General features: G+C 63.1%; 10 protein-coding genes and 1 pseudogene. 4 read left to right on the forward strand and 7 right to left on the reverse strand.

Annotated features, from left to right (window positions below):
* Window positions 1-1622: ABC transporter ATP-binding protein (locus EN993_RS19950; protein WP_164757726.1), on the forward strand; the 1622-nt coding region annotated here is incomplete at its 5' end.
* A 116-nt stretch (window positions 1623-1738) separates the two neighbouring features.
* Here the strand turns inward: EN993_RS19950 and EN993_RS19955 are convergent.
* Window positions 1739-2503, reverse strand: coding sequence for a response regulator transcription factor (locus EN993_RS19955; protein WP_109667389.1), 765 nt, complete (start codon window positions 2501-2503; stop codon window positions 1739-1741).
* Window positions 2504-3050: 547 nt separating this feature from the next.
* Between EN993_RS19955 and EN993_RS19960 the strand changes: the two genes are divergently transcribed.
* Window positions 3051-3464, forward strand: a complete 414-nt coding sequence (locus EN993_RS19960; RefSeq protein WP_126070964.1) for a hypothetical protein — start codon at window positions 3051-3053, stop codon at window positions 3462-3464.
* A gap of 316 nt (window positions 3465-3780) precedes the next feature.
* Window positions 3781-4839: an aminopeptidase gene (locus EN993_RS19970; protein WP_127264620.1), complete on the forward strand. Its 1059-nt coding sequence runs from the start codon at window positions 3781-3783 to the stop codon at window positions 4837-4839.
* 96 nt (window positions 4840-4935) lie between these two features.
* Here the strand turns inward: EN993_RS19970 and EN993_RS19975 are convergent, their stop codons facing one another.
* The 4 genes from EN993_RS19975 to EN993_RS19990 form a co-directional block, all read right to left on the reverse strand.
* Complete coding sequence (locus EN993_RS19975; protein ID WP_109667381.1) at window positions 4936-6069, reverse strand: substrate-binding protein; 1134 nt, start codon at window positions 6067-6069, stop codon at window positions 4936-4938.
* A gap of 73 nt (window positions 6070-6142) precedes the next feature.
* Window positions 6143-6415 (reverse strand): hypothetical protein, encoded by a 273-nt coding sequence (locus EN993_RS19980; RefSeq protein ID WP_027024197.1) that lies wholly within the window; start codon window positions 6413-6415, stop codon window positions 6143-6145.
* A gap of 90 nt (window positions 6416-6505) precedes the next feature.
* The gene (locus EN993_RS19985; RefSeq protein WP_245468919.1) at window positions 6506-7972 is read right to left on the reverse strand and encodes an HD domain-containing phosphohydrolase; all 1467 of its coding nucleotides are present in this window, start codon (window positions 7970-7972) and stop codon (window positions 6506-6508) included.
* Window positions 7973-8453: 481 nt separating this feature from the next.
* Complete coding sequence (locus EN993_RS19990; RefSeq protein ID WP_127264622.1) at window positions 8454-8687, reverse strand: hypothetical protein; 234 nt, start codon at window positions 8685-8687, stop codon at window positions 8454-8456.
* Window positions 8688-8830: 143 nt separating this feature from the next.
* Here EN993_RS19990 and EN993_RS37395 point away from each other — a divergent pair.
* Window positions 8831-8917: pseudogene (locus tag EN993_RS37395) on the forward strand (branched-chain amino acid ABC transporter permease); the annotation flags it as partial.
* Window positions 8918-9027: 110 nt separating this feature from the next.
* Here EN993_RS37395 and EN993_RS20000 read toward each other — a convergent pair.
* Both EN993_RS20000 and EN993_RS20005 read right to left on the reverse strand, forming a co-directional pair.
* On the reverse strand, window positions 9028-13449 hold the full coding sequence (locus tag EN993_RS20000) for an autotransporter outer membrane beta-barrel domain-containing protein (RefSeq protein WP_127264623.1): 4422 nt from the start codon (window positions 13447-13449) through the stop codon (window positions 9028-9030).
* 456 nt (window positions 13450-13905) lie between these two features.
* Window positions 13906-14260, reverse strand: a 355-nt coding sequence (locus tag EN993_RS20005) for a ketopantoate reductase C-terminal domain-containing protein (protein ID WP_281040568.1), incomplete at its 5' end; no start/stop codon positions are given.

The raw sequence follows: 14260 nt of genomic DNA on the forward strand, positions 1-14260 counted from the left end.
GTTCCGGCAAGTCGATGACCGCGCTGGCCATCATACAATTGCTGCCACAGCCGGCGGCGCGCATTTCCGCTGGTAAAATCCGTCTCGGCGACACCGATCTGGCTGATCTCGACGACCGCCAGATGCGGCGCATTCGCGGCGACCGCATCGCCATGATCTTCCAGGAGCCGATGACCTCGCTCAACCCCGTGCTGTCGATCGGCCGGCAGCTGACCGAATCCATCGAGGCGCATACCAGCCTGTCACAAAGCGAGGCCCGCCAGCGCGCCATCGAAGCGTTGAAGGCGGTGCGCATTTCGGAAGCCGAAAGCCGGCTAAAGCAGTTTCCGCACGAACTGTCTGGCGGCATGCGCCAGCGGGTGATGATCGCCATGGCGCTGGCGCTCGAGCCCGACGTGCTGATCGCCGACGAGCCGACGACGGCGCTCGACGTCACCGTGCAAGGCGAGGTGCTGGAGCTGCTGCGTGACCTGCAGCGCCAGCATGGCACCAGCGTCATCCTGATCACCCACGATATGGGCGTCGTCGCCGAGATGGCCGACCGCGTCATCATCATGCGGCACGGCCGCATGGTCGAGGAAGGGAAAACTGCCGACATCTTCGCCCGGCCGCAAGCCGACTACACGCGCGAGCTGCTGGCCGCCGTGCCGCGCATCGGCAGCGGCGTGGGGCGGCAGAAATCCAGGGATGCCGAGGCGGCGACGCCAGCCAATGTCGCCGAGGTCAGAGACCTGCATGTCCGCTTCGACCTGCATGGCGGCTTCTTCGGCAGGGTCAACCGCCGCGTCCACGCCGTCGAGGGCGTCAGCTTCTCGATCGCCCCCAACGAGACGCTGGCGCTGGTCGGAGAATCCGGTTGCGGCAAGTCGACCACCGCCAAGGCGCTGGCCGGGCTGGTGCCTTACAGCGGTGACATCGTCATTGGCGGGCGCAACCTGTCCGGCCTTGGCCGCGACGAGCGCAAGGCGGTGCGCCGCGATGTGCAGATGATTTTTCAGGACCCCTACGCCTCGCTCGACCCACGCATGCGCGTCGGCGACCTCGTCGCCGAGCCGCTGCTGATCCACGGCATCGCGTCGAAGGATGAGCGCAGTCAGCGTGTGGCGGCACTGTTCGAGCGCGTAGGCCTGTCGGCCGACCAGATGGAGCTCTACCCCCACGAATTCTCCGGCGGCCAGCGACAGCGTGTCTGCATTGCCCGCGCGCTCGCGCTGCGGCCGAAACTGATCATCGCCGACGAAAGCGTCTCGGCGCTCGACGTCTCGGTGCAGGCGCGCGTGCTCGATTTGTTGAAGGAATTGCAGCGCGAATTCGGCGTCGCCTACCTCTTCATCTCGCACGACATGGCGGTGGTCGAGAACATCTCCGACCGCGTCGCCGTCATGTATCTCGGCCAGATCGTCGAGATGGGCACGCGCGACCAGCTCTTTTCCAACCCGCGTCACCCCTACACCAGACGGCTGATCGAAGCCGTGCCGGTGGCCGATCCGGGCAAGCGAAGAAGCCGCTTCGCCCGCCTCGACCAGGAAATCCCGAGTTCGACGCGAAAGATCGGCGAGACGCCTGCGAGACTGGTGCTGAGCGACGTCGGTGGCGGACATCTTGTTGCTGCTGGAAGCTGAGGTCGCCACCCCAGACCGTGGGGCTGCATCCGCCTTCGGAGGACACAGCTGCAATCACGCGATTGCGATCTTGACCGGTTCACGCACCACGGCATTCGCCAAGCGGCTGCCGTCGATCAATTCCTGGTGAGCCCCTGATACGGCGTCGTATTCAGGATGTAGGCCACCTCGGTCCGGTTCCGGGCGCGAAGTTTCTTCATGATATTGCGGACATGCACCTTGACCGTGCTCTCGCACATGTTGAGTTCATAGGCGATGATCTTGTTCGCTTTCCCTCGACGCAGGGCTTCGATGACCGAGATCTGGCGTGACGTGAAAACGTTGTCGTCTTGCGACTGCTGTTTGCCCGTTTGCTGGCCGTCCTTGGCGTTTTGCGCCGATTGGTAAAGGACACTCGGTGGGATGAAAATCCCCCCTGCCGCCACAAGATGAATGGCCTTGGCCGCGACCTGCAAGCTGACGCTCGTCGGAACATAGCCTCGCGCGCCTTTTTCGATCGCCTTGAGAATATCGTCAAGATTTTCGATATCGGCCAGGATGATGGCATTCACCGAAGGTCTGGTGGCCTTGAGATGGGCGATCCGGGCAAGATGGTGGTCCGCTTCGGAATTTGACCACATAACGCACATCAACACCGTCGAGATCCTTTGGGTCTCATCCAGGCTTGCCGCATCGAAGGCTTCGATGCTCGAGAAATGCTGGAAACGAAACGCTGGTTCGAAAACCGCCAGGCCCCTTGCCAGGCAGTCGCACATCAGCGGTCGATCATCGACAATCGCGATCTCGATATCCGCCGCTATGGATGGCGGTGGGCTATCAGGATCGATATCAAAAGCGCACAGGCTTTGTTGAGCCGTCTCATATGGTTGAATTGTTAGCATGACTCCACCCCTTTGTCGGATCTCGCCCCCGCGGGGCTTGGCCTCTACTCCACTGTTTTAGCTCCTCCTTACTAAACTTGGATTCGAGGCAGACGTATGTGAAACAAAGCACACGACTGGGCGAATTCGATTCCGGCCCGATATGCTGACCCGGTGAAGGACGATCTGTTCGACCCAGCAGACCCATCCGCCGCAGCAATCGGTCACGCCAACCAACTTTGCGGCGGTGCCCCGACGCGCTTTAGATCGCGTCAGGCTTTCCCGGGACCGGGTGCAACTTTCTACTAAAGTAACGGTTATCGCGGTGCCGGGCGATGGTTACCATCCACGGATGTGCTTATCTCTGACGATCGCATCCGTCGACATTTCGCCAGGTGACACACCACAAGGGAGGAAGTTTAGACAATGAAGCTATCCCATTTCGTTTCGCCACATCATGGCGCCGCGGCTTCATGGACAACCCCTGGCCTCGCATTCTACAGAGCGGCTGTGGGCACGCGCCACATGAGTCGGACGCGGGCGGCGGTTTCAATTCAAGGGGAAGAGCATGAGCATTCGGTCGATGATGATAGGGGCAGCCGCCCTGGTGGCGGTTGGGACGTTCGCTGCGCACGCGCAAGCCGAAGGGTTCGAAAACATCGTGCTGTCCGCAAGCAAGGACGCAAAAGAGACTCAGGCGACATTTGCGCCGGATACGGCCAACATCTTCCTCTCCGCCGATCTGACCGACGCGGTGGCCTCGGGATCGAAGCTCACCGTGAGCTGGATTTCTGTGGATTCAGGCGGTGTCGCGCCAGCGAACTACAAAATCGACGAGGTCAGCTTCGAAATCGGCATGATCGAAAACCATGTCGACTCCTCGGTGAGCAAGCCGGATGCCGGCTGGCCGGTCGGCACTTATCAGGTGCAGATCGCCGTTGACGGCACGGTGAAGGAAGCGGTCGACTTTTCCGTGAAGTGACCGGGGCGCGCCAGGTGCCGCCCATGCTCCACGAGTAGGCGTCGCAGCCCCGTCATCGACTATGGCGCGAGAAGAACGCGCCTCGGATGTACTTTCGATTAGGCAAGCCTTGCCGATCCTATTGCCGCTGGCGCGAACTCGGCGCCGACGGCGACGCTTGGTTCCGACTGCAGCTCGGCGAAGTGGGTCCGAATATTCTGTCCGGCTTCTTTAGAAAGCTATAGACCTCGATCAAATCAATGCGACTGCTTGCGACCTGGGGCAATCGCGACAATCGCCCTGTCGGAACGGGTGAGCACTGCTTGGGCAAATCGTGATGCGCGCATTCTTTCGATTGGTTGCCGTTGTGATCGTGGTGTCCGGCGTGACCGGTTGCACCAGCATTTCCTACTATGCGCAATCCGTGAAGGGTCATCTGCAGATCATGACGGCGCGCCAGGATGTCGGAAAGCTGATCGAGGATCCTTCGACGCCCAAGGTATTGCGCGCCAGAATGGCATCGGCGAGCGCCATACGACAGTTTGCAACAGATGAACTGGCGCTGCCCGACAACAATAGCTACCGCAGCTATGTTGATATCGGCCGGGACTCGGTGACATGGGCTGTCTTCGCTGCGCCGGAATTCTCGCTGACGCCGCGAACATGGTGTTTTCCCGTTTTCGGCTGCGTTCCCTACCGGGGATATTTCTCCAGGAAGTCTGCGACTGAAACCGCTGTCGAACTTCAAGGACAGGGCATGGACGTCTATGTGACGGGCATCACTGCATATTCCACGCTTGGCTGGTCAAGTGACCCGCTGCTAAGCACGATGTTCAGCCAGGATGAAACCTATCTTGCAGGGTTGGTTTTCCATGAACTCGCCCACCAGCGCGTCTACGTCAACGGCGATTCCGCATTCAATGAGGCGTTCGCTGTCGCCGTCGAAACAACCGGCGTGAGAAAATGGCTGCGCGCGGCTGGCGATACCGCGGCATTGCGCCGTTACGAAGCTGCCCGGAGGCGCAAAGCTGAATTTCTTGCGCTTGTCTCCCAGACCCGGGACGAGTTAACGCAAGTCTATTCCAACTCCGGCACCTCGGAGCAAAAGCTGGCCGCAAAGACGGCTGCGATTGAACGGCTGCGGATGCGCTACCGACACATGCGCGACAGGCGCTGGGGTCGATACCGGGGATACGATGCCTGGTTCGCTTCCCCAATCAACAACGCGAAGCTCGCCGCGACTGCTGTGTATGGTGAACAGGTTCCGGCGTTTCTGCACGTGTTCGACTTGTGTTCGGGCGACTATATCAAGTTCTATGCGTCGGTTCGACGGATTGGCGCACTGGACGAAGCTCACCGTGCCGAAGCCCTTGCGGCGGCAGATAGCTGTTATTGAGCTGGTCAATGTGAAGGCCTGAAACGAGACCAGAGGCGGGCTGAGGCGTCCACCATCTGCCGCTCCCTTTGGAAGGCTGCTGATAGACGCCGCCAGTCACCCCGCGTCGCTTAGCCGGAATTCGTCGCCGAGCAACCGTTCGTTGGGATCGATCGGACCCAAGCTCTTTACGACCCGGAATCGACCGCTTTGGGCCTGCGCGATATACATGTTCATGCAAACATGGTGCTGGCCGGGTACCATTTCAGCCGGTCCGCCAGGGCCTTCGCTTATGCGGGCGTGATCGAGTGCCCGGATGACTGCGTCGCGCTCCACCGTGCCGGCCTCCTTCACGGCCGCTTCCCACATCCTGATCGCGCGGTAGTGACCGGTGCAGCCGCTGCCTGCGGTCAACATGGCACTGCCGGGGTATCGATCCTGGTAGCGACGCAGGAGAGCTCGCCCAAATGGGTCGTCGAGTTCCTGGTAGTAGTCGAGACAGCTGTAGAGACCCTCGATCTGCTCGGACGGCACAAGGTTGAAGAAGTTCTCGTCGAAGTAGGTGCAGACGATCTTGCCGCCGCGCTTGCCGAAACCGGCCTCGTGCAGTTCTTCGAAGAACGGTGTCAGGCCCGGCGGCACGATGGTATTGAAAACCACATCGGTGCCGCTCGCCATGATCTGCTGTGCCGTCCGCCTGAAATCGATGGTGTCCAGCGGAAGATACTCCTCGCCAACGATCTCGCCCCCATTGGCGCGCACCACCCGGCTCGCGGCCTTGTTCAGCACATGGGGCCAGATGTAATCGGACGACGGCAGATAGAACTTCTTCGCGCCGGTGCTGTTCATGAGCCATGGTATCAATGGCTCGACCTGCTGCGCGGGGACGGGTCCGGTGCAGAAGATCAGGGGATGGTTTTCCTGCCCCTCGTACTGCTCGGTGTAGATGTAGAGAGTCTTGCCCCGCGTAACCGCCTCGCTTTTGATGGCCTGGCGGGTCGAGCTGTAGATGCCGCCGACGACCACATCCACCATGTCGACGTCGATCAGTTTCGCGGTCCTTGCCTTGGCGACGTTGTCGATGGTTTCGCCGTCCTCGATGACAAGCTCCAGCGGTCGGCCGAGCAAGCCGCCCCTGGCGTTGATATCGTCGACGAGCATGGTGGTGAGGTTCGCATTTGCGACGCCCATGAAAGACAACGGGCCGGTGAGTTCGGCGATAAGACCGATCTTGATGGGTTTCGGATCCATTTGATTTCTCCAAATCAGGGGGTTCGTCGGGCGCGCCGCCGCCGGGCGGCAGGCGGCGCATGGCGAGGGGAACTCAGGCCTCGTAGTGGCCGAGCAGCAGTGCCGCCTGCGGCTTGCCGACATGGCCGGCTTCCTGCAGGATCGCGGGCACCTCAGGATCCGACACGAAATTCTTCCAACCCTCGGCGTCCCAGTCGAAGATCGCCCAGACGCGGTCGGGCTCGCTGGGGTCGCGGAAGACGGTCGCACCGTTCGAGCCGTGCAACCGGCGCTTGTCGGCGCCCTTGGTTGAAAAGATACGGATGAAGTGGTCGACGTCAGCCACTTTGGTCGTTGCGAGAAGCATCTGATTTCCTCCTGTCGGTCGCGGCCACCATTGGTCCGTCGACAGGATCACGATGCGCGCCCGCGAACGGGCGCACATGGGGTGGATTCCCTATGCCTGCGTTTCTCCCGGCCGGATAAGGCCGTGCTCGACGGCATAGAGCACTGCTGCGGCGCGGGTGGTCACACCAATCTTGGAATAGACGTTCTGGATATGGTGGTCCGCGGTCTTGGGCGAGATATCGAGCTTGCGTGCCGCCTCTTTCGCCGTCAATCCGGCAGCGATAAGGCGCAGCACCTCGATTTCGCGCGAAGTCATGCCGGCCAGCGCCCGCGGCAAGGCCCGGCGCGACTGCTGCCCCGCGAAGGACAACACGGCCTCTGCCGCGTCGGCGCACATACAACCGTCACGCACTGCGGCGCGCAGCTGTATGGCCGCCGCCTCGCTGGACAGCGCCTTGCGGTGGGGACGTTCCTCTCGCGACGTTTGGAACGCTTCGGCAGCGGCCAGGATCCGTGCTGAAGGCGACAGGTCGGAGCCACCGACCTTACGGTGATAGCCCGAGCCATCCAGGCGTTCGTGATGACGAAGCACGAGCGCGGCCATCGCATCGCCCTCGCGGCCGAACGATGCCAGCGCGCGTTCGCCGTAATAGGCATGCAGTTGCGCCGCGTCACGCTCGCGCACCGACAGCGGTCCGTTTCGCATCCAAGTCGCCACCGGCACCACGAGTTCGCCAATATCGTGGATACAGCCGGACCAGCGCAACGCGCGCAGGTCGGCGGCGGGCAGCTTCATTTGTCCCCCGGCTCCCTCGGCCAGCTGCGCCACCATCCGCGAATGGCCATAGGTAAGCGGCATGCGCATGTCGATCATGTCGGCGATGGCGAGGAACGCCTCGTCGCAGGCTGCTTCGTCCAGCGTCACCGGCGGATCGGGTTCGAGCGCCAGGATCGTCTCACGGTCGACCGTCGCGCCGATGCCGTCCATCAAGGCCCCCGCGTTAGCCGAGACGAGCCGGGCCAGTTCCGCTTCGTATGGGCCATCGCCTCGGCTGGCTACGGTCTCAGCCATCCCGTCGATGCCGACGGCATCGCAGAGCGCAATCACATCCTGCGCCAGAGTGATCAGGCGCACGGCCGGCAGCACATCCTCGCCGCTCAGCCCTCGCGGCAGACCTTTGCCGTCCCAGCGCTCATAAATCTGCCCGAGATTGCGCCGGATCTCCTCGGAAAGGCCAAGCCGTTGGCCGATCCGCTGCGCGACCTCGCAATGCGCGGTGAGCACCGGGCGAGCCACAGCGAGCGCCTGCGACATCGCGGCCTCGATCGCCCTGGCTTGCGCGTCGGGTTCGAGATCGTAGTAGAACCGCTTGAAGGCCTGCACGAAGACCCTCCCCAGTTCCGCACGATTGCCCATGTCGAGACCGACGAGATCCTGGCGAAGCGCTATTTCGTCCCCAAAGGTGGCCGACAGAAGGTCCGTATCGGCATTGCAGCCGACGTAGCGCAGCATCGACTGGTGGTAGGCATTGCGCCGAACCTCATCGGAAACACCCGCAAGCTCGGCGATGCGCATTGCAAGCACGCACGATTTCAGCGCGAAGTCGCGAGAATGACCAGTGGCGAGGTCCGAAGCATAGGCCAAGACCATCATGAAGTCCGCCCGGCGTATCGAGACGTCTGCCATCGCACACCCCCAGTGAGGCTATGCTAGTCCCCTCTGTTATCAATACCTAGGGGAAATTCGCAAGCCTGATGCGCCCTGCGGGAAATAGAGCACTCTGCGTTTGGCCGAAAGCGGACTGGCGTTCGATGTCAGCGTTCTGGGAGGGTCGTCGCTGTATGAGATGGCCGAGTGACGGCGCATGGCTGCCGTCGCCGCCCAAAACCAAGGTCGGCTTCGTGCTTGAGCGTGATGCGCTTTGTCCGACAGGCTGTCGCTAAGGCTTTGGCGCGCCCCGTCCAACCAGCGCCCGCGATCCACTGTCAGCCGCCGCACCAGCACGGCGTCGATCGTCGGCGTCTGACAGCGCGGTTGAGATCGTCCGCGCGCGGTTCTACTGGTCCGAAAACCTCACGCTCACGCCGCGCTGCCGAAAATAGGCCTGCATCAGCTTGCGGCCCGAGCGGTTGCTCTGCGCCAATTTGGTCGGATCGAACACCGCCTGTTTTATCCCCTCCCGTGTCAGCGCCGCCTTGAGCGTCGCGATATGTGCGTCGATGTCGGCATTGTCCGCCCGGAGCGAGGCATAGATGCTCTCGGTCGCTTCGGCCACGGTCGGTTCGCTCATTGGTGTCGTCCTTTGGTTGGTTGGGCGGCGCTTAGCACAGATTCGCGGCTCCGCCGATACCGATGAGACCGTCAGTGCACAGCACCCGGGGTTTGACGTGCGCTTTTGCGACGGCGCCGTGGCCTCTCAACGAGGTGCATGAGCACTACAAACTCCGGGCTTTCGTCATGTCGGCGGCACTTGCCGGGCTGGCTGGCTCGCTCAAGGCGATCGTGTTCCAGTTCGGAAGCGGACTGGCGGCTTCTGGCATCCAGAAAGCGCAGCAGACATTCAACCAGGTGGGATTGACGTCCCTAACTGACCCGAAGGCGACTTTCGATATTGGATGCCCAACTTGCTTTCACCACTTGACCCGGAAGCCGAGCGAGCCGGTCAGTACATGACTGTCACCGAAGTCTTCCAGGCCTGTCCGGGCGATGGCTTCGCCAAAAACCGAGAACTTGTCGTCGGCCCAATTGATGGTGCCGCCGATGCCGAGACCGCCCCAGAGCTGCTCGTTCCTGCTCGAGAGGCTGCTGCCGGCGAGGTCGACCGCTGAGCCATCCTTGAAGTCGTAATAAAGATTGGCGATGCCGTAGACATTCATGCGCCCAGTGCGACCGGTCCGGTCCTGCCACTGCGTCTGGTGGTCGAGCGATACGCCAAGGCGACCGAGCAGGCTGTCGTTGCTGCCAGGGGTAACGCGTGCGCCAAAGGCATCGGTAAAGGCATCGAGGTCGACGGACGACCAGGCAAGCTGCGCTTGCGGCGTCAGCGACCAGCTCGGGTCGAGCATGATGCGTTTGCCTGCTTCGACACCGAGCGCGTAGCCGACGCCGTTGTTGCCGTCGACGAGCCGCTGTCCGGCGGTCGCCGAATCGAGATTGCTGTCGTACCAGATCACCTGCGCCTGGCCGTCGAGGTAGAAGCCTTCCGCGCCGTACCAGGTCAGCGAGCCGGAAATGCCGGTGCCGGTGCTATCGATCGATCCGCTGCCGAACACCGACGAGACGTCGGCGGACACGGTGCCATACTGGAAGGCGATGCCGCCGATGAGCTGGCCGGCCGCGCTGTCGGACAAAAGCATGTCGGCGCCGGTCTGCAGCCTCCAGGTCGATGTGTCGTATGTCGTTGCGGTGGTGGAGCTTTCCGGATCGTAGGAGCCGCTGGTGCCTTCGATCCTGCCCCACAGCCCGATACCGGCCTCGGCCTTTACGTCATCGGAGATCCCATCGGCGCCTTGCGCTTCGATGGTCCAGGATCGGTTGCCGAGCCGCTGCTGCAGCGTGCCCAGCTGGTTGAAGGTCTGCAATACGCCCGCATAGGCCTCGTAGAGCGGTGCGCCGGCCTGATAGAGCGGAGTTCCGGGTCCGCCACCATCAATCAGGGCGGAGCGCAAATACCAGTCGCCGTCGGTGGGCGTGCTCGTGCCGCCCTGATAGAGCCTGTAGGCATAGGCGCCGCCGACGACCGCCGCATCGCCTTCGAACGTGTAGTCGCCCTTGAGCGCGAAGCTGCCGTTCGAGATGCCGCCGACGTCGACGATCTTGATGCCTTCGGCCGTTTGATCTCCCGCGCCGCCGAAATTGGCGACCTCGAGCGTGCCCGTCCCCGACGAGCCGCCGGCGATCACCAGCATGTCGGTCGCCGAGCCGTCGCCACCAAGCGCTGTGTTGAGGACGAATGTGCCGCCATTGCCGACATAATCGCCGCTGATGGTCAGCGTGTTGCCGAGACCGCCGCCGGCGATGCGCACCGTTCCGGCATTGGTCAGCCCGGCAAGCGTCTGGGAGGTGCCAGCAAGATCGAGCGTGGCGCCCGAGGCGACCGAGAACTGCGAGGAGGAACTGAACGCGTTGGCCGCGCCCGCGGCAAGCGTGCCGCCGCTGACCGAAGTGGCGCCCGTGAAGCCTGAGTTGCCCGAGGCGAGCACCACCGTGCCCAGTCCGTCCTTGACGAAAGCGCCGGCGCCCGAGAGCACCCCGGCATAGCTCGCATTGGCCGCCTCATCGAAGGTGAAGGAGGTCCCCGCGCCGATCGCGACATCGCCGCCGAAGCGCTCGGCCGCCGAGACGAGGCCACCCTGATCGATGGTCCAGTCGAGCAGCGAGGTGCCGGTCAGCGTCAGCGCGCCGGCGCCGTCCTTCACCATCGTGCCGGTGCCGGAGATATCGCCGGCAAAGCTGGCATCCGCCGCCTGGTCGAACACGACAGTGCCGGCATTGCCGATGTCGCCACGGATCGAAGCCGCATTGCCGATCAGCGTGCCGGCGTCCACCAGCGTGTTGCCGCCATAGCTGTTCGTTCCGGTGAGGGTTAGCGTGCCGGAGCCTGTCTTGGCGAGGCTGCCGGCACCCGAGATCACGCCGGAAAGGGTTAGGTTGGCTGCGGTGTCGAAGGTGCCGCCGGCCGCCAAAAGCGTGACGTCGCGCGCCGAGGAGAAGGCGGCGGTGTTGCGCAGCGTGCCGCCGGAAAGCGTCAGGCCGCCGGCGGCGTCGCCGAGATTGTTATCGGCCGCAACCGAAAGCACGCCGCCGGAGACGTTGGTACCGCCGGTGTAGGTGTTTGCGCCCGAAAGCACCAGCGTGCCCGCATCGGTCTTGGTGAGGCTGCTCGCCCCGGTCAGCACGGAGGCGATGGTGGCGGTATAGCCTGCTCCGGCCACCGTGCCGTCACCGACCCGGATGATGCTCTCGCCGCCAGCGCCGGCCAGCGTGATGGCGTCGCCTTCGATGCGGTAGCCATCGGCGGCGAACTGCATGCCGGTAACCTCCAGCGCGCCAGCGCCGTCGTCGGCGATGACGGTGCCGCCGAGCGTCTGGAAGACGGCGAAGCCGGGCTGCGGCTTCATGGCTCCGTTGACCAGGCCGGTGCTCGTCGTCCAGTTCGGGCTCGTCGCCGTCCAGGTGCCGTTGCCGCCGTCGACCAGATCGTTGTTGGCGTTGCCGGCCGCGTCGCCGTCCCAGAACAACAGGTTATTGCCGACGCTGCTGATCAGATTGACTTGGTTGGCGACGGAGGTCTGCACCGTCAGGTCGGCCGCCGTGACGCCGACCGGCAGATTGCCGAATTCGAGACCATTGTCGGTGAGCGCGCCGCCATAATTGATCAGCCGGTAGACGCCCGGGCCGAAGCCGCCGACGTCGGTGATGTCGAGGCTGCCGTCCAGCGTCAGGGCGCCGGTCACCACGATCAGGTCGTTGACGCCGCCGCCGACAATGCCGGCCTGGCCGAGCTCGTAGTCGAGGATCGAGCCGGAGCTCAGGGCAAGCGACCCGACCGTCAGCGTGCCGGGGCTGGAGCCCGGCGCCAGCACGCCGCCATCGGCGACGATCACCGCGCCGCCGATCGAGCCGGAGCCGCCCAGCGTGCCGCCGCTGTTGACCGTCGTCTGAGTGTTGCCGAGCGATCCCTCGACGACAAGCTTGCCGCTATCGACCGTGGTGGCGCCGCTATAGTCGTTTGCGCCGGTGAGGATCGTCGTTCCGGTGCCGATCTGGCTCACCGATCCCGTGCCGCTGATGACCCCATTGTAGGTCAGCGCATTGCTGCGGTTGAAGGCGAGCGTGCCATTGTCGGTGACGTCGCCGATGATCGAGCCGCTGGTACCGCCATTGCCCAGCTGCAGCGTGCCTTGCTGGATGTCCCAGTTGGTGGTTGCCGTGCCGGCGCCGGTCAGCGACCAGGTGCTGGTGCCGGTCTTCTGGAAGGTGTCGAAGTTCCGGTATTGCGCCGCCGCACCAATAGAGGAGATATCGAACGTGCTGTCGGTATTACCGCCGAGCCGCAACGTGTCGGTCGCCTGGGTCGCGTTCGCGACGACATTGCCTTCGATCACCGAGCCGGCCTGCAGCTCGAGTGTCATCGAGCCCGTCGTCGGCGTAACGTTCCAGGCGATCGCATTGGCCTGACCGGCGCCGGCCCGGATCGTGCCGCTGTTGATGAGGCTCACGTTCACCGTGGCCCCATTGGTCGTCACCGCCGCCGCACCGGCTCCCCCCTCAAGAATCCCGGTATTGACGATCGGATTGACGCCTCCTCGGCTAACAATTGCTGCGCGACCGCTGGAACTGCCTCGGATCGTTCCGTGGTTTATAAGCGTGTTGTTCCCCGTAGGGTGGCCGATATCGACGCCGCCCAGGATGAGGCCGTTGTTCGTCAGGGATGATTGGGTTACGACTTGGACGCCACCTCCTATGGAACCATCGGCAGCATTTCCGCCCGAGATCGTGCCGTTGTTGATCAGCGTCGATTGATTCTGCACCACGACGCCGACGCCGCCAGTGCCTCCTATTCCCCCACCTGTTCCGCCTGTGATCGAGCCATTGTTGATGACCGACGCCTGAGTATTTATAAGGACGCCGATCGCACCATTGACGTTGACGGACGCGCCGGCATTGCCGCCGGAGAACGTGCCGGCCAAAGTTTCAATGCTGCCCGGTCCCGCAAACGTAATCCGGCCCCCAGCCCCTGCGGAATTATCAACCCCCTTGAGGGTGAAGCTCTGCGTGTCGATCGTGATAGGCTTGGCGGCGGCCGGAAGATTCGATGCAGATACGGAGAAGCTGCTTGTCAGCGTGATCGTCGCATTGGGGTCGGCGTCGGCGTTCGCGGCAATGATCGCGGCGCGAAGCGAGGCATCGTCGTTGGCGACGTAGTTGCCCGCCATCGCCGGGCGCGGCGCCAGTCCGACAACAACCAGAACGGCCAGGGAAGCGCCCGCCAGAAGGCGCCTGCTCCCTCCGGCCAAAAGCCCGCCGCGCGCGCGAATTCGTCCCGCCATGCCTCGTTCCCCTGATTCCCCGAATGCGCCGAAGGCAGCACGAAAATTATTAGCCCGCAAGACACTTATAGTCTTGAGGACTACCAAAAAGCTAACGTTGATCAGTAAAATGAAGTCTGTGGCGTCTGTACGACAGGAAATCTATTTAATTAGCTTCCTCTTACTAAAGCAAAGCCTCACTAAATGACGTGAATGACCTCGCCGCATGCGGAAATCTGGAGCCGCTGGCCGTCCAGCCGATTCCATGGATAAACTCGGGGCCTGCGGGACTAAGTGGACGCAGCACAAAGGCCACTTGCACTTCGGAACTGAACCGGAATTGCGCCGCCGCGCCCACGCCATCCCGTCGCCCGCGAAAGTGGTCGTCAGCCCCTTGCAGCGGATGCCGCCAATCTAAGCCGCCACTGCGAACCACCGAGGCAGAGCAGGCGCTTCAAGGTTTAGACCGCCGCGCCCTCACCCATAACACCCGCGCTCCACCGCCAGTCGGCGCACCAGTGCCAGCACGGCATCGATGGTCGGCGTCGGTCTGTCCGTTAGCCGGCCAAGTTCCTGCACCGCGCTCACCAGCGCGTCGATTTCCATCGGCCGGCCGCGCTCCAGATCCTGCAGCATCGAGGTCTTGTGTTCGCCGACATCGCCGGCGCCCTTGATGCGCCGGTCGACCCCGATCGGAAAACGCACGCCGAGGCTTTCGCCGATCGCCTGCGCTTCCAGCATCATGATGCGGGCGAGCGTACGGGTGCCTTCGTCGGCAACGATCGCGGCAAGCGTGCTGCCGGTCAGCGCGGAGATCGGGTTGAAGGAGAGA

The sequence above is a fragment of the Mesorhizobium sp. M7D.F.Ca.US.004.01.2.1 genome (assembly GCF_003997785.1).
In the GTDB taxonomy this organism is placed as follows: Bacteria; Pseudomonadota; Alphaproteobacteria; order Rhizobiales; family Rhizobiaceae; genus Mesorhizobium; species Mesorhizobium loti.